Source organism: Bifidobacterium platyrrhinorum, assembly GCF_010667645.1.
Lineage (GTDB): Bacteria > Actinomycetota > Actinomycetes > Actinomycetales > Bifidobacteriaceae > Bifidobacterium > Bifidobacterium platyrrhinorum.
Window position 1 is genome coordinate 60,217 of sequence record NZ_WHZV01000006.1, and the last position, 22,906, is coordinate 83,122.

At 65.0% G+C, this 22,906-nt stretch carries 19 protein-coding genes; 6 read left to right on the top strand and 13 right to left on the bottom strand.

The features are described from left to right. Positions 1-78: 78 nt before the first annotated feature. Positions 79-1,356 carry a tyrosine-type recombinase/integrase gene (locus tag GFD21_RS07500; protein ID WP_152358722.1) on the top strand — a complete coding sequence of 426 codons (1,278 nt, stop codon included), beginning with the start codon at positions 79-81 and terminating at the stop codon, positions 1,354-1,356. Between the two features lie 253 nt (positions 1,357-1,609). Here GFD21_RS07500 and GFD21_RS07505 read toward each other — a convergent pair whose 3' ends face one another. The 6 genes from GFD21_RS07505 to GFD21_RS07530 all read right to left on the bottom strand — a co-directional run bounded on the left by GFD21_RS07505 (position 1,610) and on the right by GFD21_RS07530 (position 4,748). Beyond that, positions 1,610-2,929 (bottom strand): P-loop NTPase family protein, encoded by a 1,320-nt coding sequence (locus tag GFD21_RS07505; protein ID WP_152358723.1) that lies wholly within the window; start codon positions 2,927-2,929, stop codon positions 1,610-1,612. A gap of 262 nt (positions 2,930-3,191) precedes the next feature. After that, positions 3,192-3,389 (bottom strand): hypothetical protein, encoded by a 198-nt coding sequence (locus GFD21_RS07510; RefSeq protein WP_152358724.1) that lies wholly within the window; start codon positions 3,387-3,389, stop codon positions 3,192-3,194. Beyond that, positions 3,373-3,543, bottom strand: a complete 171-nt coding sequence (locus GFD21_RS07515) for a hypothetical protein (protein WP_163146924.1) — start codon at positions 3,541-3,543, stop codon at positions 3,373-3,375. Before GFD21_RS07515 ends, GFD21_RS07510 begins: the two co-directional genes overlap by 17 nt. After that, positions 3,533-3,856 (bottom strand): hypothetical protein, encoded by a 324-nt coding sequence (locus GFD21_RS07520; RefSeq protein WP_152358725.1) that lies wholly within the window; start codon positions 3,854-3,856, stop codon positions 3,533-3,535. Before GFD21_RS07520 ends, GFD21_RS07515 begins: the two co-directional genes overlap by 11 nt. 87 nt (positions 3,857-3,943) lie before the next feature. Next, positions 3,944-4,312: a hypothetical protein gene (locus tag GFD21_RS07525; protein ID WP_163197355.1), complete on the bottom strand. Its 369-nt coding sequence runs from the start codon at positions 4,310-4,312 to the stop codon at positions 3,944-3,946. Positions 4,313-4,382: 70 nt separating this feature from the next. Then, positions 4,383-4,748, bottom strand: coding sequence for a hypothetical protein (locus GFD21_RS07530; RefSeq protein ID WP_152358727.1), 366 nt, complete (start codon positions 4,746-4,748; stop codon positions 4,383-4,385). A 643-nt stretch (positions 4,749-5,391) separates the two neighbouring features. On the opposite strand from GFD21_RS07530, the gene GFD21_RS07535 reads away from it, so the two are divergent. Continuing rightward, complete coding sequence (locus tag GFD21_RS07535; protein ID WP_163197356.1) at positions 5,392-6,366, top strand: DUF5692 family protein; 975 nt, start codon at positions 5,392-5,394, stop codon at positions 6,364-6,366. A 154-nt stretch (positions 6,367-6,520) separates the two neighbouring features. Here GFD21_RS07535 and gnd read toward each other — a convergent pair whose 3' ends face one another. The 3 genes from gnd to GFD21_RS07550 form a co-directional block, all read right to left on the bottom strand. Further along, complete coding sequence (gene gnd / locus GFD21_RS07540) at positions 6,521-7,396, bottom strand: phosphogluconate dehydrogenase (NAD(+)-dependent, decarboxylating) (protein WP_163197357.1); 876 nt, start codon at positions 7,394-7,396, stop codon at positions 6,521-6,523. Between the two features lie 46 nt (positions 7,397-7,442). Beyond that, positions 7,443-8,771, bottom strand: coding sequence for a GntP family permease (locus GFD21_RS07545; protein ID WP_163197358.1), 1,329 nt, complete (start codon positions 8,769-8,771; stop codon positions 7,443-7,445). Positions 8,772-8,893: 122 nt separating this feature from the next. Next, a complete protein-coding gene (locus tag GFD21_RS07550; protein WP_163197359.1) occupies positions 8,894-9,421 on the bottom strand; it encodes a gluconokinase in 528 nt (175 codons plus the stop codon). A gap of 269 nt (positions 9,422-9,690) precedes the next feature. Between GFD21_RS07550 and GFD21_RS07555 the strand changes: the two genes are divergently transcribed. Together GFD21_RS07555 and gdhA are read left to right on the top strand one after the other, a co-directional pair. Next, a complete protein-coding gene (locus GFD21_RS07555) occupies positions 9,691-10,419 on the top strand; it encodes a FadR/GntR family transcriptional regulator (RefSeq protein ID WP_163197427.1) in 729 nt (242 codons plus the stop codon). Between the two features lie 187 nt (positions 10,420-10,606). Continuing rightward, a complete protein-coding gene (gene gdhA / locus GFD21_RS07560) occupies positions 10,607-11,953 on the top strand; it encodes an NADP-specific glutamate dehydrogenase (protein ID WP_163197360.1) in 1,347 nt (448 codons plus the stop codon). Between the two features lie 619 nt (positions 11,954-12,572). Here gdhA and GFD21_RS07565 read toward each other — a convergent pair. Beyond that, entirely contained in the window at positions 12,573-15,887 is a 3,315-nt protein-coding gene (locus tag GFD21_RS07565; RefSeq protein WP_163197361.1) for a glycoside hydrolase family 2 TIM barrel-domain containing protein, read from the bottom strand. Between the two features lie 355 nt (positions 15,888-16,242). On the opposite strand from GFD21_RS07565, the gene GFD21_RS07570 reads away from it, so the two are divergent. Next, positions 16,243-17,790, top strand: a complete 1,548-nt coding sequence (locus GFD21_RS07570) for a glycoside-pentoside-hexuronide (GPH):cation symporter (RefSeq protein WP_163197362.1) — start codon at positions 16,243-16,245, stop codon at positions 17,788-17,790. Between the two features lie 201 nt (positions 17,791-17,991). After that, complete coding sequence (locus GFD21_RS07575; RefSeq protein WP_163197363.1) at positions 17,992-19,074, top strand: LacI family DNA-binding transcriptional regulator; 1,083 nt, start codon at positions 17,992-17,994, stop codon at positions 19,072-19,074. A 31-nt stretch (positions 19,075-19,105) separates the two neighbouring features. Here the strand turns inward: GFD21_RS07575 and GFD21_RS07580 are convergent, their stop codons facing one another. The 3 genes from GFD21_RS07580 to GFD21_RS07590 all read right to left on the bottom strand — a co-directional run bounded on the left by GFD21_RS07580 (position 19,106) and on the right by GFD21_RS07590 (position 22,884). Next, positions 19,106-19,819, bottom strand: a complete 714-nt coding sequence (locus tag GFD21_RS07580; RefSeq protein ID WP_225431726.1) for an endonuclease III domain-containing protein — start codon at positions 19,817-19,819, stop codon at positions 19,106-19,108. Between the two features lie 19 nt (positions 19,820-19,838). Continuing rightward, positions 19,839-21,308 carry an ATP-binding protein gene (locus GFD21_RS07585; RefSeq protein ID WP_225431727.1) on the bottom strand — a complete coding sequence of 490 codons (1,470 nt, stop codon included), beginning with the start codon at positions 21,306-21,308 and terminating at the stop codon, positions 19,839-19,841. A gap of 397 nt (positions 21,309-21,705) precedes the next feature. Continuing rightward, on the bottom strand, positions 21,706-22,884 hold the full coding sequence (locus GFD21_RS07590; protein ID WP_163197365.1) for a VanZ family protein: 1,179 nt from the start codon (positions 22,882-22,884) through the stop codon (positions 21,706-21,708). Positions 22,885-22,906: the final 22 nt, after the last annotated feature.

Sequence of the window (22,906 nt, forward strand, 5' to 3'; positions counted from 1 at the left end):
GAATCGCAAGGTTCCGGGGTTTCTTTTTTGCTGTTCATAGGGTCGTTGGTAGGGTCGTTTTCTGCTACGATTTGAGGCATGGCAAAGCAACGTGGCATGAAGGGTCTGGGCACCGTCTACCAGACGAAGAACAACGGCAAGGACGTGTGGTGCGCGGCGATGACGCTGACGGTGGACGGGAAGCAGAGGAAGATCCGCGGGTATGGGGACACGCCCGTGAAGGCCATGGAGCGGAGGGCCGAGAATCTGTCCCGGCTGGTCAGCCGGGGATTGGAGCGGCCGCAGACCCCGACGATGGACGAGTTCACGGCGCGGTACCTCGGCCACTATTCGGAGGCGGAGATCCGGGAGCATTCGAAGCGCAAGAAGAAGGAGACGTTCAATCACTGGATCCTGCCAGCGATGGGCAAGAAGCGTGTCGGCGACGTCACTGACGCGGACGCGGTGCGGGTCATCGAGGCTTGCCCGTATCCGAGCGTGAGGGTCGCGATACACAAGGAGCTGACGGCGATCTTCACCTACGCCGTCGATACGAAGGTGCTGGGGCACAGCCCGATGGCGTTGGTCAAGAAGCCCAAGTACGTTCCGGAGCGCAGGGAGCTGGTGGAGAGGACTGCGGACGCGCATCTGGAGCTGGTCGGCGGTCTGCTGGACTGGCTGGAAAGGCCGGAGTGCCCGTACCACGACGACTACCCGCGCGTGCTGATGATGATGCTGGGTCTGCGCAGCGCCGAGCTGCTGGGATTGGAATGGTCGTGCTTCACGAACCTGCGGGCGAGGAAAGGCCAGCCGGCCACCGTGGAGATCCGTCAGGTGCTGGAGCGTCACGACCCGAAGACAAGCGGGCTGAGCGGCTGGTACCTGAGGCCGGGCGCGAAGAGCGACGCCGGTCATCGGACGATACCCCTGCCCGAACGGTGGCGGAAGGCCCTGCTGGGCCTCCAGCTGGATCAGGAGATGCACCGCAACGGTCATCGGCACGGCGAGTACGTCTGGGAGAGGGATTGCGTGTGGCTGGACGCGAAGGGTCATGTGCTGCGTCCGTCGAAGCACCGCCAGCTTTGGTACGAGCTGCTGGAGGCGTACATCAACCAACTGCCCCATCAGATGAACAACGACAAGCCCGTGCTCCGGTTCAGCAGCGAGGAGGAGCGCAAGGCTTGGCGGAAGAGCTGGAACCCGCACACGTCCCGAAACCTGTGCGCCACGGCGATGGCTCAGAGCGGCGTCCCCATCGAGACCGCCCAGAAGATCCTCGGCCACTCCTCGAACGTGATGACGGCGTACTACACCGTCCAGACCCTCGGGATGAAGAGCGAGGCCGTTGAGAGTCTGGCCGGGGCCTTTTCGGTCTGATCCCGTCGTGGTACGAGCGCGGTACGCGACGCAACCCCGCACCGCGCCGCTCCGTCACGTCGGCACGTCGGGGCACCGGGCCGGGGGCAACGCGCGTCCGGCACGTTCCCGAGCGCTACGCCTTGCAAGCGGCGGCTCCGCGTCGGGGCACCGGACGGCGCGTCACACCACCGGCCTGTCACATCCCGGCACCGAGGCACCGGGCGGCGGGCACTTTCGCACGGCGTACCGCTACGGCCCGTACCACGGGGTTTCAGAAGTCCTTCAGATCCTCCATCAGGGAGTTCTCCCATTCCCCGTCCTGCTCCATCGTTTCCTGACGCCCGTCAAGGGCTTCCTGACGTTCGATGATGTGGTGGCGTATCATCTCATCGGTCATGCCGACTTCCTCCATCATGCCGATGATGCTTTCCGTCTCGGGCAATCCATCCCACCACGTCGGCCCATCGATCTTTTCAAAGCGCACGGTGTCCAGATCGTCGTCCAGCGTGACGCGAACTGTGGTGATGCGCCCCAGTACCGATGCCGAGCGGTTTTTCAGATCCGACTCGTCGTAGCAATCGCGTATCCCGACGTTCGACGTGAACACGATGCGGTCGAAGAAGGCGAAACCGTTCGCGTACCTCGCCGTGAGCTGGGTTTGCGGCTCCCCCTCCCAGAACTCGAGGAGCTGGGACATGCCGGGTTTTTTGTCGCGGTTGAATTCGTTCCAGATCAGCGTGCGCTGCTGGTCGTACATATCCCATGGATGCCATGTCCCATCCGGCCCGCGATTCGGCACGATGTAGAACGGCAGCTTGCGACGCTTGGCGTATGCCTTCGCGTAGAGGCTTTTGCCCACGCGCCCGTCTCCGATGAGATACAGCATCTGCACGTCCCGGTAGCTGTTGGAGCGCTCGTATTGCCCGGCGGCGTATGCGTCTTTCAGCTCCTTTGCGTAGGGGGCGAGATCCACATTCTGGGCGATCAGCGTCAAGGGGTTCGTGCCGTCGAATGCGGTTTGCCGGGCGGCCTGCCTGTCGGTCAGATCCGTGCGCTTGCCTTGGCCGTCGAACGAGAATCCCTCGCTTTGCCAAGGACCTGCGATACGGGTGTCGAGTTTCGAGCAGTACCGGGCGACGGCCTCCTTCCCGCGTTGCACGTTGTCGATATGGGCCTGCGTGGGAAACAGCTTCGCGAAAGACCCCATGCGCATCTGAGGCGTATAGAAGCAAAAATGATAGTGCTGAAGCCCCTGGTACAACCCATCGGTTCCGTACAGCCATTGGACGGGGTTCCCTTCCGGATCCACGGTTCCCTCCGGCGCTTTCGGACGGTTCCCCTCGTTCTCTTCGAAGCGCTTGCCGGTGCCCTCCTCCATCTGGCCTATGTATGACCATCCGGGGCGTTTCGCGACGTCGGTCAGTATCGTCGGGTCACGATTCACGTACTTCGCGGGGATGGTGACCATCCAGCATCTCGAACGGGGATGCGCGGCAATGTTGTTCAGCTTGCGCACCTTTTCCTTGTCCGGGTAGCGGATCTTGCGGACGAACGAGATAGTCTTCCCGGTGTCGGTGGATATGTCCGTCATGTCGTTTTCCTTCCCGCCCCGTGGAGTTGCCGCTTCACGGGGCGTTTTTGTCACAGAAGTGGATTTGTCACAGAGGTGGAACTGTTTTGTCACAGAAGTTGGAATGGCCCGCGAGGCCAATGTTTCCAACGGTTTTGAGGTTTTGTCACAGAAGTTCCCCTATAGTACTGGCGCTCGGCCGCATTCGCGGCCTCCCGTCTGCGCCCCCCTTCGGGGGCTTGACCCCCGCGCGAGCGCGGGGGCCAGCCGGGGAACTTCTTCGCTACCGCCCCTGCCGGTAGGACGCACGCCACGAGAGCGCGTCCGCGAGCCGATACCAATACCGGCCCGAGGCTCGTTTCACCGACTCGCGGAAGACCCCGCGCGAGGTCAGGTAGGCCACGGTCGAGTCGGAGCATTCCCCCAACGCGGCCATGTCGGATTGTGAGATGTATGGTTCCCCGTCAATCAGTCGCATCATCGTTCTCACCTCCCCTCATTGCTCGTTCCCGTTCGCGATCGTGGTTCCAAGCTTCGGTCAGTTCGCGGGCGAAGATACCCACAAAAAGGGCGACGGCCACGCTCCATACCGGCGCGCTCGTGGACGTGGCCCATTCCAGCAGTTCATGCATCATCGGGCCGTCTTCCCGTCTTGCGCAGCCCGCGCCTCGGCGCGTTCCCGTTTCCATCGCTGGTAGCCGTCCTGAGAGACCTCGATACGGCCCGCACGCGCGGATCCATCTCCTCCTCCGTCCAGTCCTCCAGCTTGTCGGAGTTCGTCACGTCCAGCGGTTTCTGCTGGGCCTGCAACCGGGCCAGTTCCCGGCGTATCGCTAGATCCACCATCTTCGAGATGGTCATGCCCGGCGTCGCCGCCGCCCACATCCGCAAAGCCGAATACACCCCCGGCTCCAGCCAAGCCTTCACGGCCCGTTTCCTTCCGCTCATAGCGGAGTCTCCTTCCGTCCATCCAAAGCATCAGCCAAACCGTCAGGCCCAGCTGAAACGTCACATCCAATGCGAGGAACGCGAGTATCATCGGGAAGCCTCCCATCGCATCTCGCGGATTTCCTCGCGTTTCTCCTGCCGCCATTCACGCTCGATCTGCTCGGCGAGTGAATCGCGGGTTTCGCCATCGGTCAGCATCTGCTCCTGCATGCGGCGGATCTCGGTCATGCCACGGCGCATCAGACCGACGTTGAAGGCGATCGCCACGGGGTCGAAAAGCACGCCATCGGCAATGCAGGCATCGAGGGGGCGAAGCCCAGCAGGCCCCCACAAACCTTCCACGGCAACGGGCTTGTTGCCGAAATAGGCCCACAGCCGGGTGTACTCGGGCAGATCCATGCCCGTGCCTTGCAGGGCCTCAGCCAGAGGCACAACGCCATCGGGAATAGCCATCATCAGCTCCTTCCAACGGGGAGGGGGCCAGCCGACCACCAATCAAGACCGCCCCCCCTCAAATCGGATTCCGTCACTTGCCGGGGTTCGCATCCACAGGAGCGAGATCCTCGACGATCACCGACCACGCGAGCCGATTCGAGCGATTGACGTAGGGCGTGAGAATGACACGCCCCGTGGGCTTGAGTTCGACCAACTGCGGCCAATCCCTCACGCTGAAGGACTTGACGGACACGTTCTGAACGACGGCCCACGAGCCATCCTTCTGAAGCGCCTTCACGGCGAGGTTGCCGAGCTGATGAACCTCCTTGCCCTCGTACAGCTTGGGCTTGTCGCCATCCATCTGGACGGGCGCATCAGCGCAGGACGCAAGGGCGATGAAACGGAGAGCAGTAGCGACCTCGGTAGCGGAGGAGGTCAGGCGAGAGAAGCTTGCCATGGTAGACACCTTTCTGTTCTGTGTACGCCTACGGGCGTTTCCCGTATGACACTTGGGGAATATCGGAGAGAGGCGTATTCCGAAAACCCCGGTACAACGAGGAAAACGCCAAAATCCGCCCTTCGACGGACGGATTTCGGAAATGTGAGATACATCACACAAATTCAAAAACGACGGCCTCGCGGGCCAACGCTACGCGCAAAATCAGACGTTCATAGGGTCGTTTTGTATTCTGATACGCCGAAAAGCCGCGTCATTGCAACAAATCATCAGAACCCGGCATGCTCCACCCCTACAGGCGAAGGCCCGCGGAATCCCGATTGATTCCGCGGGCCTTCGTCGTCTCGCAATGATGCCGGACAAGGCCGGCGCGGATTCAGGGTGCAAAACACCCGTTATTCCCGATCTACAGCGTCAAATGAATGATCCAAGGCCCCGAATCCGGGTATTTGACGCTGCAAAAAGCCGATAACGGGTGTTCGAGGCGGCAGAACACCCACTGTTTTGACACAGCGTCAATTTCAGTCCTACAATAGGGCACGAGAGAAATTGACATCATGTCAAAAAATGGCGTCGCATGACACCGCGCGGACCAACGGAGGACCGCCCGCCGCACGCGACGCCATGCAAGGAAAGGACAGTCATGCTGTTTCAGGTCTATGGCGACAACGCCGTCTACCAGTGGATCGGATGGATCCTCGTCTTCTGCTGCCTCATCGGCGCGAACGAACTCGCACGACGCACGAAAACCGGCGGCGTGATCGCCTTCCTCGTCGTGCCGGCGATCCTCACCGTGTACTTCGTGACCATCTACACGGCCGCCGCGATGGGCGCCGACTGGGCGCTCAACAACCCCACCTACGTGCACATGACCAGCTGGTTCCACTACGCGAAGCTGTACGCCGCCACCGCCGGCTGCATCGGCTTCATGGCGCTCAAATACAAGTGGGGCAGCATCGGCAAATCCGAATGGTTCAAGTGCTTCCCGTTCGTGATCGTCGCCATCAACATCCTCATCGCCGTCGTCTCCGACTTCGAATCCGCCATCCGCGCGTGGGGCACCACGTGGGTGTCCACCGAAGGCGTGACGCTCATGGGCGGCTGGCACAACGTGTTCAACGGCGTGGCCGGCATCCTCAACATCGCCTGCATGACCGGCTGGTTCGGCATCTACGTGTCCAAGAAGAAGCAGGACATGCTCTGGCCGGACATGACGTGGGTGTTCATCGTCGCCTACGACCTGTGGAACTTCTGCTACACGTACAACTGCCTGCCCACCCACTCCTGGTACTGCGGCCTCGCGCTGCTGCTCGCCCCGACCGTCGCCAACGCGATCTGGAACAAGGGCGGATGGATCCAGAACCGCGCCAACACGCTCGCCATCTGGTGCATGTTCGCGCAGGTGTTCCCGATGTTCCAGGACTACTCGGTGTTCTCCACCCAGTCGGTGAACAACCCGAACGTGAACCTCACGGTCTCGCTCATCGCGCTCGTCGCCAACGTGCTCGCGCTCGGCTACATCCTCGTGCGCGCGAAGAGGCAGGGCGTCAACCCGTGGACGCACGAGGTGTTCAAGGGCACCAAGGACTATGAGCAGGCCATCGCCCGCGCGGCGTGATGCCTAGGTGCATCACCGCTTTATAGGCACCCATACGAAGAAGCCCGGAATACGGTCCATGCCGTATTCCGGGCTTGTATCATGCCGGCGCTGGGCGTTCCCCGGCGATCGACCTGAAGCCTGGAGCCTGGAGACAACCCGACGCCGGTACGGCTTAGGCCTTGGTCACGTGGCCGCCGAACTGGGCGCGCATCGTGGAGACGACGCGCAGCGTGTCGTCGCCGCCGCCGCGCGAGGTCTGGCGGGCGTACAGCGCGGCCGCGGTGGCCGGGGTGGGCACGCCGAGTTCGAGCGCCGCCTCGATCATCCACTTGGCCTCGCCGGACTCGTTGGCGACCGGCGGCATCGATTCGAGCGTCGGATCGTCCTTGAACGCGTTGGCGAGCAGGTCGAGCAGCCAGGATCCGACGACGGAACCGGACTTCCACGAGGTCATCACGGCGGCCGGATCGTCGATGAGATCGGAGCGGACCATCGTGGCGAAGCCCTCGCCGAACGCCTGCATCATGCCGTATTCGATGCCGTTGTGCACCATCTTGGCGAAGTGTCCGCCGCCGACCGGGCCGGCGAGCACGAGACCGTGGTCGTCGTTCGGCTTCAGGGTCTCGTAGATCGGGCGCATGAACTCGAAGTCCTCCTTCGAGCCGCCGACCATGAGCGCGTAGCCGCGGTCGATGCCCCACACGCCGCCGGACACGCCGCAGTCCATGAAGCGGATGCCCAGGCGCCCGAGCTCCTCGGCATGGCGGGCGTCGTCCACGTAGCGGGTGTTGCCGCCGTCGACGATCATGTCGCCGGCCTCGAGCAGCTCGCCCAGGCGGGTGATGGTGTCGTCGGTCGGCTTGCCGGCCGGGACCATGACCCATACGACGCGCGGGGCGTCGAGCGCGGCGACCAGCGCCTCGAGCGAATCGACGTCGCGGCCCGAGTCGGGGGACATGTCGTAGCCGACCACCTGGTGGCCGCCGGCCGTGAGACGCTTGGCCATGTTGCCGCCCATGCGGCCGAGTCCGATCATTCCGATCTGCATTTCAAGATTTCCTTTCACAGCGGTGTGGGTTGGGTGGGATGGGGCGTCACAGGACGAGGGAGAGGAGCATGACGCAGCCGAGGCCGACGACGGAGAGCACGGTCTCCATCAGGGACCAGGTCTTCAGGGTCTGCGAGACGGTCATGCCGAAGTATTCCTTGACGAGCCAGAAGCCGGCGTCGTTGAGATGGGAGAAGAACACGGAACCGGCGCCGATGGCGAGCACGAGCAGCGCCAGGTGGGTCGGGCTCATGCCCTGCGCGAGCGGCACCATGATGCCGGAGGCGGTCACGGTGGCGACGGTCGCGGAACCGGTGGCAAGGCGGATGAGCACGGCGACCAGCCAGCCGGCGATGAGCGGGTTCATCGCGGATTCGGTGATGCCGTTGGCGATCACGTCGTCGATGCCGGAGTCGACGAGGGTCTGCTTGAATCCGCCGCCGGCGGCCACGATGAACACGATGCCGGCCACGGAGGCGAAGGACTTGCCGACCTCGCCGTTGATGAACTCGCGGGTGCGGCCCTGCATGAAGCCGAGCAGGACCATCGCGACGACGGCGGTGATGAACAGGGCGGTGAGCGGCGTGCCGATGAAGACGAGCGTGCGGCCCCACGCGGTTTCGGTCTGGCCGGTCAGGTCGACGACGGACGCGGCGAGCATGAGCACGACGGGCAGGAGGATCACGGTCATCGCCTGGGCGAAGGAGGGGCGCTTGGATTCGTCCTTGACGGCCTCCTTCTCGGCCGCCTGCTCGGGCGCCTGGATCGGCACCCACTTGGCCATGATGCGGCCCATGAGCGGGCCGGAGATGATGACTGTCGGCACGGCGACGAGCAGGCCGAGGCCGAGGGTGACGCCGAGGTTCGCGTTGAGCGCGGAGATCGCGACCAGCGGGCCGGGGTGCGGCGGCACGAACGCGTGCAGCGTGGACAGGCCGGCGAGGGCGGGGATGCCGAGCAGGACGACGGGCATCTTGGCGCGGCGCGCGGCGAACAGGACCACCGGGATGAGGATGACGACGCCGACCTCGAAGAACATCGGGATGCCGACGATGAACGCGATGAGCGCCATCGCCCACGGCAGCATCTGCAATGGCGTCTTCGCCATGATCGTGTCGACGATCACGTCGGCGCCGCCGGAGGCGAACAGGAGGGTGCCGACGATCGCGCCGAAGCCGATGAGCAGGCCGACGTTGGAGACGGTCGAGCCGACGCCGGCGGTGAAGCTGTTCCACGATTCGTCGAACGGGACGCCGGCGCACACGGCCATGACGAACGAGCCGACCATGAGGGAGATGAACGGATGGACCTTGGCCACGGCGATGAGCAGCACGATGGCCGCGATGCCGACGATGGCCGCGATGATGAGATTCATGGGATGTTCCTTGCAGTCATTGGAAGGATGGTCTGTTTGTCCGGCTCACCGCGATGGACCGGGTCGAGCCATGGGGCCGCACGCCAGGCGTTGCGTTGCGGGATGGGGGAGCGGGGAGGAGGTCAGGCCGCGACCGGGACCTTGGATTCTTGGTAGGCCTTGACGGCGGCGACGGCCTGCTCGACGACCTCGTCGATGGTGCCGTCGACCGGGACGACCACGCCGTTCTCGTCGGGCTCGAGCGGCTGCAGGTCGGCGAACTGGCTGGCGAGCAGCGACGGCGGCATGAAGTGGTCCTTGCGGGCGGACAGACGGCTGTAGATGAGCTCCTCGGAACCGGCCAGATGCACGAAGAACACGTCCACGTTCTCGCTGAGCAGGTCGCGGTAGGCGCGCTTCAGGGCGGAGCTGGAGACGACGGTGTTCTGGTCGAGCGCCTCGCGGGCGACCATCCACGTGTTGATGACGCGCAGCCAGGGCCAGCGGTCCTCGTCGGTCAGCGGGTGGCCGGCGCTCATCTTGTCGATGTTGGCCTGCGGGTGGAAGTCATCGCCCTCGGCCATGGTGTAGCCCAGACGGTCGCGGATCGCCTCCGCCACGGTGGACTTGCCGCATCCGGCGACGCCCATGACGACAACATGAATGCTCATCGGTTTCTCCTTTGCAACTGCGATGTCGATGTCAACTACCTCGTTGATTTGTTGAGTATGACTATATCCTGTCTTAGTCATACTTGTCAAATCAAAAGTAGTACCTTTAGAAGAATTCGCAGGACCATTGTCGTATTACGGACGATGTTTGCCGGTATACTGCGCATATCAGGCAGTGACGGACGAGGAGAAACGCCATGAGCGACGGCATCAACGGAAGCGGGGCCACCGGCGACGCGACGCCCGCCACGAACGCCGGGGCATCCTCCATGACAGGCGCGACCGCGAGCGGCAACCGTATCACGGATACGCCCAGCGGACTGCTGCACCAGGCCATCACCGACGAACTCGCCGTCGACATCCTCGACGGGCGCTGGCCCGTCGGCGAACCGCTCACGCTCGAGGACATCCAGGAGCGCTTCTCCACCTCCCGCACCGTGGCGCGCGAGGTCGCGAAATACTTGGAATCGATGTGCGCCGTGACCGTGCGCCGCCGCGTCGGCCTCGTGCCGCGGCCGGTCGGGGAGTGGTCGGCGCTCAACACGCAGGTCATCCGCTGGAAGCTCATGTCCAGCCGACGCAAGGAGCAGCTGCGCACGCTCACCGAACTGCGACTGGCCGTCGAACCGGCCGCCGCGGCGGCCGCCGCCCGCAACGCCACGATGGAGGCGCGGGCGATGTTCCCCGTGATGGCGGCCGAACTGCGCAGGCACGGCGAGACCGGCGACCTCGACGATTTCCACGACCTCGACGTGCGCTTCCACTCGTCGCTGCTGCTCAACAGCGGCAACGAGCTGTTCGCCGGCATGGCGGACATCATCGGCATCGTGCTCAGGGGCCGGGTCGAGCTGCACATGTACCCGCAGCGACCGAAGCCGGCCGCGCTCGACGCGCATGACGCCGTCGCCGAGGCGGTGTGGCGCGGCGACCCGGACGGCGCGCGCGAGGCGATGCACGCCATCGTCGACGAGGTCGCCGAATCGCTCGAACTGACGTGATGGCGCCGCGGCAACGGCGCGACCGCTGGTGTGGTCGCGGTGCGACCGCCCCGCGACCTCCCGCGACCGCATTGGACATACCGTCCACCTGATGGTGAATCTCGCCCCCACCCCTTGAGCGTTTCCATGATTCGCACCTACAATCGGAAACGTCTATTGATGGTCCAACCCAAAGGGGAGTTTCACTATGCTCACGAACGAGTACGTCAAGCGCGTCTATGCGCAGGTCGAGAAGCGCGACGGCGACCAGCCGGAGTTCCTGCAGGCCGTGCAGGAGGTCTTCGAAAGCCTGCAGCCGGTCGTCGAGAAGCATCCGGAATACGAGAAGGCGGGCGTGCTCGAGCGCATCGTCGAGCCGGAGCGCGTGATCAAGTTCCGCGTCGCCTGGACGGACGACGAGGGCAAGGTGCAGGTCAACCGCGGCTACCGCGTCCAGTTCAACTCCGCGATCGGCCCGTACAAGGGCGGTCTGCGCTTCCACCCGACCGTGAACGAGGGCGTCATCAAGTTCCTCGGCTTCGAGCAGATCCTCAAGAACTCGCTGACCACGCTGCCGATGGGCGGCGGCAAGGGCGGTTCCGACTTCGACCCGAAGGGCAAGTCCGACGCCGAGGTCATGCGTTTCTGCCAGGCGTTCATGACCGAGCTGTGCCGCCACATCGGCCAGTTCACCGACGTGCCGGCCGGCGACATCAACGTGGGCGCCCGCGAGATCGGCTACCTGTTCGGCCAGTACAAGCGCATCCGCGACGAGTACTCCGGCGTGCTCACCGGCAAGGGCCTGGAGTTCGGCGGCTCGCTCGCCCGCACCGAGGCCACCGGCTACGGCGTGTGCTACTACACCGCCGAGGCGCTGCGCGTGCTCAAGGGCGATTCGTTCGAAGGCAAGACCGTCGTGATCTCCGGTTCCGGCAACGTCGCGATCTACGCGACCGAGAAGGCCGAGCAGCTGGGCGCCAAGGTCGTCACCGTGTCCGATTCCAACGGCTACGTCTACGATCCGGAAGGCATCAAGGTGGACGTCGTCAAGCAGATCAAGGAGGTCGAGCGCGGCCGCATCAAGGAGTACGCGGAGCGCGTGCCGGGCGCCGAATACCACGAGGGCTGCTCGGGCGTGTGGACCGTGCCGTGCGACATCGCGCTGCCGTGCGCCACGCAGAACGAGATCGATGAGAAGTCGGCCGAGGCGCTGGTCGCCGGCGGCTGCAAGGTCGTGTGCGAGGGCGCGAACATGCCGTCCACGCCGGAGGCCATCGCCGTGTACCAGAAGAACGGTCTGCTGTACGGCCCGGCCAAGGCCGCGAACGCGGGCGGCGTGGCCGTCTCCGGCCTGGAGATGAGCCAGAACAGCTACCGTCTGAACTGGACGTTCGACGAGGTGGACGCGAAGCTCAAGTCCATCATGGAGTCGATCGTCGCCGAGTCCCTGAAGGCCGCCAAGGAGTACGGCCACGAGGGCGATCTGATGCTCGGCGCAAACGCCGCCGGCTTCGTCAAGGTCGCCAACGCCATGGTCGCCCAGGGCGTCCTGTGACGGTCCGACCGGATAACCATCCGCCTGCCTGACCGAACGGGTCGGATCATCAAGCCGGCCGTTCGGCTGTCGGCCAAGCGGATCATCCGACCAGTGGGCTGATGGCCTATACGGGCCATCAGCCGGTACAGGCACACGCGTGGAGCCGGGGTTTCGTAATCCAGCGATCCTTTGGATTACGAAACCCCGGCTCCACGCATATCGACCGGAAAGAACGTATCCGACACCGCCCGCAGCATACGAAAACTCCGGGCACTCCGGAGAGAACCGGAGAGAACGTACTCGACCACCAGTCCCGGCATACGAAAACCACGGCTACCCCGGCAAGAACCGGAGAGAACGTACTCAACCACCAGTCCCGGCATACGAAAACCACGGCTACCCGACGGCAAACCGGAGGGAACGTACGCCGACCTGACATCAACGTACGTTCCCTCCGGCTTCAGAAAACCAGGAACCCCATCATGGGGCCCGCTCCGGAAGGGGTGTCCCGGTTCCGGAGGCAACCGACCACCATCGTCAACCAATGGGCAGTCCCGGTACGGTTCCTCCGGCTCCCCGGTTCCTCCGACCCCCCGGTTCCTCCGGTTCCACCGGCTCCTCCGGCCCCGTACACTCCTTACAGCAGCTCCAGGGTCACGTCGAGCTTGAGGGGGCGGTCGGCGGGCAACTGGAACTCGTCGTGCACCGGGGCGCCCCAGGTGTCGTCGCCGCCGACACCCATCTGGGCGGCGAGCAGACGCAGGTACGTGTTGCGGACCGGCGGCAGCTCGTCGGGGTGCATGGCCTCCTCGAGCATCAGCGAACTGTACGGCAGCAGACTCACCGCGAACGGCGAGGCCTCGCCCGCCGCACCGGCACCCACACCAGCACCAGCACCCACACCCACACCGGCACCAGCCGAAGCACCGCAACCACGCACGTCTCCCGCCGAAACCCGCATGCCGTGCCCGTACTCGTCGGTGATCTCCGCCCAGCGCACGCCCTCATGGTTGCCGGTCTCCTGCGGCACGAGGTACGGCGCGAAATCCTCCCCGGCCGTGCGCGAGAACACGCCGAGCTTCGCGCCGTGCAGACGGTCGGCGTACGTCTCCTCAGGCCCCAGGCCGTAGAAACGCAGTCGGTCGTACCGCGCGGGCAGCTTCCATTCGAGTCCGAACGCGGGCAGCGTCGCCGCGCCGGCCTCGCCCGGGTATTCGACCGTCAGGTGCACGCGCAGCCGGTCGTCCACGTCGTAGCGCACCGTGACCGGCGTGCGCGCGGCGTCGGCGAGTTCGTAGTCGTAGCGCGCGGTCAGACCGTGACCGTCGGCCGTGGTCTCCACCGACGTGCCGGTCACGCGCGCGTACCGGCCGGCCGCGAACCACTGCGCGCGGTCGAATCCGGAGCCGTTGCCGCGGTCGTTGTCGACGAGCGCGCGGAACGTCGTGAGGTTCGGCCGGCGGATGACCATCTCGCGCCCGTCGCGGCGGAACGACACGATGCCGCCCTGCGACTTCGACAGGATGATCTCGTCATGATCGTTGTGGATGCCGGCATTGAAGCCGTCGGCGGCGACGGTCGCGCGAGGCGCGGCCTTGCCGTACGCGGCGTCGCGGCCGCAACGGCACGCATCACCGGCGTCGCCGGCCCCCGCACCGTCCACGGACACGACGGCCGTGTGCTGTCCGAACGTGAGCTCGTACCCGGCCGGCGCCCAGTCGGCGGGCGCGGCGAGCCGCTGGTCGACCTCGTACGTGACCTCGTAGCGTCCGCCGGCCGCGCACCCGCAGCCGCAACCACCAGCACCAGCCCCGGCCACGTCCACCAGATCGGTGATCGCCGGGAATCCGACCGCCTCGCGGCGGGTCTCGCCGGCGGGCACGTCGAAGCGGTAGTCGGCGTGCCAGCGTTCGACGCCGTCGACGAGCACGCGCGCGGTGAACACGTAGTCCCCGGTCGACACGAACAGGTTGTCGTTCGTGATCGTCACGCCGTGCGCGTCCGGCACGAGCCTGACGTTCGCGTAGCACTGCTTGACCTCGGCGGCCTTGGGGGAGGGGGTGCGGTCGGCGAACACGATGCCGTCGCCGCTGAATTCGTAGTCGCTCGGACGGTCGTCGAAGTCGCCGCCGTAGGCGAGGCGCTCGGTGCCGTCGGGCAGGCGCTGGACGAGCGCCTGGTCGACGAAGTCCCAGATGAACCCGCCCTGGTACTTCGGGTGCTTCTCGAGCGCCGTGTACAGGTGCAGGCCGCCGGTGGAGTTGCCCATCGAATGCGAGTATTCACAGGAGATGTACGGCTTGGCGTCGTCGCCGAGGTACAGTTCCTCGATTTCGGCGGGCTTGGCGTACATGCGGCTCATCACGTCGGACACGTCGTTGAATTCCTGCTGCCAGAACACGCCCTCGTAGTGGACCGGGCGATGCGGGTCGTTCGCGTGCACGAAATCATGCATGGAACGGAACACGTCGCCGCCGTAGGATTCGTTGCCGAGCGACCAGATCACGACGCTCGGGTGGTTGTAGTCGCGGCGCATCATGCTGCGCGTGCGGTCCACGCATGCCTCGCGCCATTCGTCGCGGCTCGCGGGCACGGCGGTGTCGGCCGTGACCACGTCGCCGGGGTCGCTCCAGCTGCCGTGCGTCTCGAGGTTCGTCTCGTCGATCACGTAGATGCCGTATTCGTCGCACAGTTCGTACCAGCGGCTCTCATTCGGGTAGTGCGAGGTGCGCACGGCGTTGATGTTGTGGCGTTTGAAGAAGCGGATGTCGTCGATCATGTCCGATTCGGGCACGGTGCGTCCGGTGCGCGCGTCGAATTCGTGGCGGTTGACGCCCTTGAACACGATGCGCTTGCCGTTGAGCTTCATCAGTCCGTCCTCGATGGCGAAACGACGGAAGCCGATGCGTTGCGGCACGGCCTCGACGAGCGTGCCGGCGGCGTCCGCGACGACGAGTTCCAGCGTGTAGAGGGCCGGATCCTCGGCGCTCCACGGATTCACCTGGCCGACGTCCGCCCGCCACGTGACCGCGTCGCCGCCCGCCACGGCGGCGGTCACGTCGGCGGCGGTCCTGGTCTCGCCCCACACGACCGTGCCGTTCGCGTCACGCAGCGCGAGGTCGACGGTCACGCCGGCCGATGTCGCGCCGTCAAGACCGTCGATCGTCGCGGCGACGGCGAGCGTGCCTTCGCCGGTCGCGGCGTCATAGTCGGCGTCGACCTTGAGGTTCGCGACGTGGACGGCCGGATGCGCGGCGAGTTCGACACTGCGGAAGATGCCGTGCAGACGCCAGAAGTCCTGGTCCTCGAGCCAGCTGGCGGAGGAGTATTCGAAGCAGGCGACGGCGAGCGTGTTCGCGCCCTCGCGGATCGCGGCCGTCACGTCGAACTCGCTGGGGGTGAAGGAGTCCTCGGCATAGCCGACGAACGTGCCGTTGAGCCATACGGCGATCGCGGTGGCGGCGCCGTGGAAGGTGAGGGTGACGGTGCGGCCCTCGCGGATCGCGGCCGCGGTCTTCGGCGCGGGCGTGAACGTGCGGCGGTAGAGCGCCACGTGGTTGTGTTCGGGGATGCCGGGCGCGACCGGGGACTCGTGGCCGGACCACGGGTACTGCACGTTGACGTACTGGTGCTTGAGGAAGCCCTTGACCTCGAGCGCGGAGGGCACGTCGATCTCGTCATAGCCGGAATCGTCGTGGTCGGGACTGGCGAAGACGGCGTCGGCGAGCGCGTCCGTGCCGTAGTCGGCGAGGTCCGCCATCGTCACGCGCCAGGTGCCGTCGAGGCTCTGTCGCAGATCGGATGCCTCGTGCGCCGCCGGAATATGGTCGTAGTAGCGGTGGCTGGAGTGCGCGGGGAGCCGGTTGACGGCGAACACGCGCGGGTCGGTGAGCCATGCGGGGGAGAAGCGTTCGGCGATGGTCCGGGATTCGGTTCCGGTGGGACTGGTCATAGTCGTTGCCTGTTCCTTCCTTCCCGGTTTCCGCCACGGCTCCGTGGGTTCCACACGGGAATAAATCATTTACTAAATGTAACAGACACCACTGCGTCCCTCAACCCGACATGCCCACGCGTTTTCGGTGATCACGGACGCATGGCACGCGACATGCCGAGCGTCCGGCACGCGGAGACCTCTTGAAAAACCCATGAAAATCGCTGTTCTCCCAACGAAATCTGCCGCCCCGCCTCACATCGTTCGGTAATTTATTTTAGTTACGATTTTACTTAATTCAAATAACGCGATACACTGACGGCAACAAATCCGAACAACAGCGTTCGGATATGTTCACAGTCGAAAGAAGGTAACGGTGTCAACAACGACCGTCGAACCCGCACAGCCACAGCAGCCTTCGCCCGCACCGGCGACAGCAGGCCCCGCATCCCCAACACCGACCCCGAAGATCCACAAGGGCCGTCTTGCGGCCTACGCCTTCGGCAACTTCGGCCAGGCCCTCTTCTACAACGCCCTGAGCACCTATTTCGTGGTCTACGCGACCACCTCGTTGTTCGCCGGCGTCGACAAGGCCCTCGCCGCCCGGCTCATCGGCGTCATCACCACATTGGTGATGGTCATCCGCATCGCCGAGATCTTCATCGACCCGCTGCTCGGCAACCTGGTTGACAACACCACCACGCGGATCGGACGCTTCCGCCCATGGCAGTTCGTCGGCGGCACCGTCTCCGCCGTGCTGCTGCTCGTCATCTTCACCGGCATGTTCGGCCTGGTGAACGTGAACACCACCGCGTTCATCGTCACCTTCGTCGTCGTGTTCATCGTGCTCGACGTGTTCTACTCGCTGCGCGACATCTCCTACTGGGGCATGATCCCGGCCATCTCCTCCGATTCGCACGAACGCTCCGTCTACACCTCCGCCGGCACGCTGTTCGGTTCGCTCGGCTACAACGGCCTGACCATCGCCGTCATCCCGATCACCACGATGTTCGCCGCCGACCACACCACGCAGACGCAGGGCGGATGGACCGCGTTCGGCGTGATCTGCGCCCTCATCGGCGTCATCACCTGCTGGACCGTCGGATTCGGCGTCAAGGAGAAGGACAGTGCGCTGCGCCGCAAGGCCGAGGCGAACGGCAACCCGCTGCAGGCGTTCAGGGCGCTCGGCCGCAACGACCAGCTGCTGTGGACCGCCCTCGCGTACCTGTTCTACTCGTTCGCCAACGTGGCCACCGGCGGCGTGATGGTGTACCTGTTCAAGTACGTCGTGGCCCGCCCCGAACTGTTCTCGATCACCGGCATCATCCCGTTCGTGGCGGGCATCCTGCTCGCGCCGCTGTTCCCGGTGGTCACGCGCCGCATCCCGCGCAAGGCCGTGTTCCTCACCGGCGTCGCGATGATGGGATGCGCCTACGTGCTGTTCATCATCGCGCCGACCAACATCGCGGTCGTCGTCACCGCGCTGGTCCTCTTCTACGCGCCGCAGACGCTCATCCAGATGACCGGCATCCTGTGCCTCGAGGATTCCGTCGAATACGGCCAGCTCAAGACCGGCAGGCGCAACGAGGCGGTGACGCTTTCCGTGCGACCGATGCTCGACAAGATCGCCGGCGCCCTGTCCAACGGATTCGTCGGGTTCGTGGCCGTCGCGGCCGGCATGATCGGCACGGCCACCGCCTCGGACATGACCCCCGCGAACATCGCCACGTTCAAGGGGTTCGCGTTCTGGATGCCGCTCGTGTTCATCGTGATCAGCTTCCTCGTGTTCCTCTTCGGCGTGAAACTCAGCGAGCAGGCGCACGCCCGCATCGTGCGGCACCTCGAGGAGGATCTGGACGGCGACGGCGAACCCGTGTACGGCAAGGAGATCGCCCGCGCCGTACTGCTCGGCGAGGACGCGTAGGAGACGCATAGGAGGCCGCCGGCGGCCTCCATCGCCGGTCGGGCCATGCCTGCGGGCCGTACGGCGGCACGGCAGCCGCACGGCCCGCAGGCATGGCCGCCGCGACCCGGCATCACGCCTCCACGCGACGTGTGCGATAGGATGGAACGTTAGTAAACGTATTTACCAACGGTTTTTCCGCAAAGGGGCACATCCATCGCCATGGTCACGATCAAGGAAATAGCGAAGCAGGCGGGATTCTCCCCGGCCACGGTCTCACGACTCCTCAACGGCGACCCGACGTTCTCCGTCAAGGAGGAGACCCGCCGGCGGATCCTCGAGGTGAGCGAACGCCTCGGCTACGACGTGCAGGACCGCCGCGGCGCCCTGCCTTCCCTGCGCGACGTCGCCGTGCTGTCCTCGCTCGCCGACGACGAGGAGCTGCAGAACGCCTACTTCGCCGAACTGCGCGACGCGCTGCTCACCGCCGCCGGCCAGCGCCACGTCACGCTCACGTTCCACTCCGACATCGACCGGCTCATCTCGGAAGCGGACCAGTACGACGGGTTCATCTCCATCGGCCCGGAGATCCACGCCACCGACAGCCTCAGACGATTGCACGGCGTCCTGCCGCACGGCGTGTTCATCGACGTGAACCCGGCGCCGAACCTGTTCGATTCGGTGCAGCCCGACCTCGCGCAGACCGTGCTCGACGCGATCACCGAGGCGCGCGGCCGCGGCATGACGCGCATCGGATTCATCGGCGGCGACGGCTATTCGATGGGCGACTACGAGTACCCGGAGGACAGCCGTTCCATGGCCTACCGCAACTGGTGCGAACGGCTCGGCCTCGACACCGAGGGCCTGTATTTCGTGGGAGGCAAGACCAGCGTGACCACCGGCCGCGAGCTCGGCCGCCAAGTCGTCGCGCGGATGGGGGAACGGCCCGGCGGACTGGCCGCCAACCTGCCCGACTGCTTCATCGTGAGCGCCGACCCGATCACCGTGGGCGTGCTGCAGGAGTTCACGCAGGCCGGCATCGTCGTGCCGCGCGACGTGGAGCTCATCTCGATCAACAACCAGTCGATCGCCCGTTACACGTCGCCGCCGCTGACCACCTACGCCATCGACCTGAAGGCCATGGCGCACACCGCGCTCAGCCAGCTCGTGGAGTCGGTAAGCTACGGCGGCGACACCAAACGCCACACGTTCCTATCCACCAGGCTCGTGGTCCGCGGCAGCTTCACGCCGGCCGGCTCCGCCGCACCGGCCACGCCGGTCCCGTCGGCTTCCGAGGAGGCGTAATCCCCGTTCCTCACCGCTTCCTCACCGTTCCTCACCGCCAGCCGGCGAGGAACGATCCGGCCTTGGCCCGCTCGTCGCGGTAGGCCTTGCCGAACTCATCAATCAGGCCATGGAACTCCTGAAGTTGCGCGACGTCAAGTCCGGAGGCGAGCACGGCCGGAGCGAACGCCTTGTGGAACGCCGGGTAGCCGGCGGGCACGGCGAATCCGAGGAAGGCGAACAGGCGCCGGGCGTAGGTGTCGGCGACGAACGTGCGCCGGGAGAACACGTACAGCATGAGGTCGTCGGCGGTCTCGCCGCCGACGCCGAACAGCGACAGCAGCTCGGCGCGCAGCGCGTCGTCCGGCACGTCGGCGACGCCGGCCGGATCGGCCCCGCACCGATCGATGTACCAGCGGCTCAGCGAGCGCAGCGCACGCGCCTTGTTCCGGTAGAAGCCGGACGGCCGGATGAGGTCCTCCAGCGCCGGCGAATTCGTCGCCGCCCCGGATGGGGAAGCCGATTCCGAATCCGCCGCAATCGGACCCGTCGCCGCGATGGCATGCGGCTCCAGCATGCCCGCCGCCTTGAGCGCGGCCAGCGAACGGTCGACGTTGCCCCACGCGGTGTTCTGCGTGAGCACCGCGCCCACCATGATCTCGAACAGCGTCTCCGCCGGCCACCAGTCCGTGGGACCCAGTTCCCGCTCCATCACCGCGTACAGCCGCTCGATGAAACCGGAATCAGGCGTTCCGGCATCGTTCATTCCTCCTGATTCCATCAGGTCACCGCTCCGCGTACAAATCATCCGCAGTGACGAACGACATGTGACCGTCGCCGGCGAAACGGGCTCGTGTGGCATCGGAGACGGGGTTCTTCGTGAACAACGTCAACCACGCCTCCTCGGTCTTGTACCCCTTCACCAGAGCGGATCGACGTCGAAGCCGTTCGATGGCTTCGGACTCGTTGAATGCGTTGCGCCACTTGCATTCACCGAGCAGAATCAACTTCCCTATGGGGTCGGCGGCGATGACGTCGATGTCCGTCTGCTCGCGCGCTATGGGATCGTTGCCCCACCATTTGCCGAACCGCGTGGCGATGAAGGGCAGCTCTCCGGCGGCGTTGCGTCGGATCAGCCACTGACCGCACACCGTCTCGAACTGCTGCCCCACGTACGTATCGAACGCCGGGCCGAACGCAAGTTTTCTCGCCACGGCTTCGCCGATATTGCTTTCCAGAATGCTCATGTTGCGACCGACGAATCGGAACCAGTATGCGAAGAACGGGTCGGCGACGATATACATGCCTTTTCTCGATTTGGCCGGATCGTCGCCGAACGGCACCTTGCGTTCGATCAGACGCAATCCCACCAGCGTCTTCAGGTAGGCGCCGATCGAATCGGCGTCGACTCCGGCATGTTCGGCGATGAGCTTCGGAGTCGCGTTGCCGCCTGCAATGGCCAGCAGAATCGAGTAATAGGCCGCCGGCTCGCGCAGCTCCTGACGCAGAAGCATCATCGGCTCCTCACGCAGCACGCCGAGACCATCGAACATCAGACGCAGCACATTGGACTCGAAACCGTCCTGTTCACGTATCCGCGCGAGATAGTAGGGGGTTCCCCCGAATGCCGCGTAATAGCGAATCCGCTCCTGCGCGGGCGTATCCGGGAGGAATCGCGCCGCGTCGGCGTAGTCGAAGGGCAACAGGCGAATCTGCGCGGTTCGACGCCCATACAGCGGACTCTTACGTCCCAACACGTTATTTTCCATAAATCCTTCACTGCTGCCGGACAGAATCATCGTCACATTGGTCTTCAGAAAACCGTGATCGATCGCGATCTGCATGATGGACGGCAACGCGGGCTCGGACGCGGCGGCATACGGAAACTCGTCAAACACGAACACGATACGTTCGCCGGTCTTCCCCGCCTGCTCGGAGACGAACGACAGCGCCTCACGCCATCCGCCGAATGACGGCGTAGAGGAAGGCATACCGAAGAACTCCATCACCACGCGGGAGAAATCATCGAGATTCATCTTGGCGCTCTGCTGTATCGCAGTGAAATACAGCACCCGTTTGTCTTTGACGAATTCATCGATCAGCGCGGTCTTCCCGACGCGACGGCGACCATACAGCACTACCATCTCGAACGAATCGCTGTCATACAGACGTTCCAGCACCTCCAGCTCATGCTCTCGCGCCACGAACATGTCAGTCTCCGTTTCCTTCGATGATTCGATTGCGGTTCCCACCATAACACTTCTAAGGGTGTTGTGATTACCTTAATTGTGATTAAGGTAATCACAACACCCTTGAACGAGACAGTTCAGACGCATGATGGCGGACGGCCCGGCATGGGATTCTCAACCGGCCCGATGGCGTTGCCGTCGCCGGATCGCTGGCGTTCGCCATCGCGTTCTACTACGCGGTCGAAAAGCCCAGCATCCGCTTCGCCAAGCACGCCGCCACGGCCCTGATCGCGGAGTAGCCGCCAGCTTCTGATCGCGGAGCAGCCGCCAGCCGGCCGCTGCGGCGAGGCGAAGAAGCGGCGACCAGCCATATGCGTCGGCCCCATGCCACGGTCGGCACGGAACCGACGCCTGGCCGGCCTTCCGCATCGCTTGCGTGCCAGCTGTGGCACAGAACCGACGGTCAGCAATGAGAGGCCGGAGAAATCGGTGAAACGGACTCGCCGACCACATGAGCAGCCCGCTCGCCCGGAATGGAATCCCACGGCATGCGGCGGGCGACCATGGCGAATAGGAACAGCACGATGAACCCGATCACGGCGATGCGCAGCGGACCGTCGGTCGCGGCGACCCCATCATCCGCCGATCCGGCGGCCACGAACCCGGTGATCGCCATGACCGTCAGCGTGCCGAGCACCACCGTGCGCACGGCGTAGAACGCCGCACGCCGGCCCCCGTGCCGCGTGACCGTCTCGACGGTCATATGCGTGAACATGCCGCCGAGCGTCTGCCCGCGGTGCGTGAGCGGCACGAGCAGTTCGAACACCAGGAACGCCAGTGCGGCCGCGGTCGGCGCGATCGCGTTCATCCAGCCGACACCCACCGTGACGAGCCCGCCGAACAGCGTGAAATCGCCGTTCGCCAGCGGCGTGGCGAGCGCATGGAACGCCAATACGACGGCCATCGTGAGCGGGAAGTAGGCGGCCGCGACGAGCATCATGTCGATGACGAAGGCGACCGTGCGGTGCAGCGCGCCCGGCCGCGTGTTCACCTCGTCGCGGCCCGGCAGCGCCGCGGCCGGCACCCATGCGCCGAACAGCCGCGCGACGCCGAGGCCGACGACCGCGCCGAGCGTGTTGGTCATCAGGTCGTTGACGTCGAACTGGCGGTAGGCGCACGGGTAGAGGCCCCAGAATCCGGTGAGCTGCGACGATTCGATGAACAGCGACATGGCGAACCCGCCGCCGACCACCGCCCACCAGCGCCAGCGCAGCCAGCGGGCGAACACGAAGCCGAGGGGCACGAAGAACACCACGTTCATGACGAGCTGCAGCAGCCCGTACAGGCCTCCGTACTGCAGGTCCTCGAGGAAGCGCAGCGGGTCGAGCTGCGGCGCGTAGTCGCCCGCGTGCGCCGCGCAGAAGGCGTCCGGATCGTCGGGCATCGGGTAGAGCGTGAACGCGACGAGACCGGTGAAGTAGAGCACGCTCAGGTACGAGGCGCCGACGGACAGCGCGCGCAACCGGTGGTGGCGGTGGTACAGGCCGGCGAGGATCGGCAGCGTGAGCACGGCCGCGACGAACGGCCACAGCAGCACGGCGATGATGAACGACGTGGAGAAGTAACTCAAATACCCAAGCATCGCGCACCACTATAGCGGCGCG

What these genes read in the sequence shown, in the direction of transcription:
- GFD21_RS07500 (WP_152358722.1), top strand. Translation starts at nt 79, where the DNA reads ATGGCAAAGCAACGTGGCATGAAGGGTCTGGGCACCGTCTACCAGACG.
- GFD21_RS07505 (WP_152358723.1), bottom strand. Translation starts at nt 2,929, where the DNA reads ATGACGGACATATCCACCGACACCGGGAAGACTATCTCGTTCGTCCGC.
- GFD21_RS07510 (WP_152358724.1), bottom strand. Translation starts at nt 3,389, where the DNA reads ATGATGCGACTGATTGACGGGGAACCATACATCTCACAATCCGACATG.
- GFD21_RS07515 (WP_163146924.1), bottom strand. Translation starts at nt 3,543, where the DNA reads ATGATGCATGAACTGCTGGAATGGGCCACGTCCACGAGCGCGCCGGTA.
- GFD21_RS07520 (WP_152358725.1), bottom strand. Translation starts at nt 3,856, where the DNA reads ATGAGCGGAAGGAAACGGGCCGTGAAGGCTTGGCTGGAGCCGGGGGTG.
- GFD21_RS07525 (WP_163197355.1), bottom strand. Translation starts at nt 4,312, where the DNA reads ATGATGGCTATTCCCGATGGCGTTGTGCCTCTGGCTGAGGCCCTGCAA.
- GFD21_RS07530 (WP_152358727.1), bottom strand. Translation starts at nt 4,748, where the DNA reads ATGGCAAGCTTCTCTCGCCTGACCTCCTCCGCTACCGAGGTCGCTACT.
- GFD21_RS07535 (WP_163197356.1), top strand. Translation starts at nt 5,392, where the DNA reads ATGCTGTTTCAGGTCTATGGCGACAACGCCGTCTACCAGTGGATCGGA.
- gnd (WP_163197357.1), bottom strand. Translation starts at nt 7,396, where the DNA reads ATGCAGATCGGAATGATCGGACTCGGCCGCATGGGCGGCAACATGGCC.
- GFD21_RS07545 (WP_163197358.1), bottom strand. Translation starts at nt 8,771, where the DNA reads ATGAATCTCATCATCGCGGCCATCGTCGGCATCGCGGCCATCGTGCTG.
- GFD21_RS07550 (WP_163197359.1), bottom strand. Translation starts at nt 9,421, where the DNA reads ATGAGCATTCATGTTGTCGTCATGGGCGTCGCCGGATGCGGCAAGTCC.
- GFD21_RS07555 (WP_163197427.1), top strand. Translation starts at nt 9,691, where the DNA reads ATGACAGGCGCGACCGCGAGCGGCAACCGTATCACGGATACGCCCAGC.
- gdhA (WP_163197360.1), top strand. Translation starts at nt 10,607, where the DNA reads ATGCTCACGAACGAGTACGTCAAGCGCGTCTATGCGCAGGTCGAGAAG.
- GFD21_RS07565 (WP_163197361.1), bottom strand. Translation starts at nt 15,887, where the DNA reads ATGACCAGTCCCACCGGAACCGAATCCCGGACCATCGCCGAACGCTTC.
- GFD21_RS07575 (WP_163197363.1), top strand. Translation starts at nt 17,992, where the DNA reads ATGGTCACGATCAAGGAAATAGCGAAGCAGGCGGGATTCTCCCCGGCC.
- GFD21_RS07580 (WP_225431726.1), bottom strand. Translation starts at nt 19,819, where the DNA reads ATGAACGATGCCGGAACGCCTGATTCCGGTTTCATCGAGCGGCTGTAC.
- GFD21_RS07585 (WP_225431727.1), bottom strand. Translation starts at nt 21,308, where the DNA reads ATGGTGGGAACCGCAATCGAATCATCGAAGGAAACGGAGACTGACATG.
- GFD21_RS07590 (WP_163197365.1), bottom strand. Translation starts at nt 22,884, where the DNA reads ATGCTTGGGTATTTGAGTTACTTCTCCACGTCGTTCATCATCGCCGTG.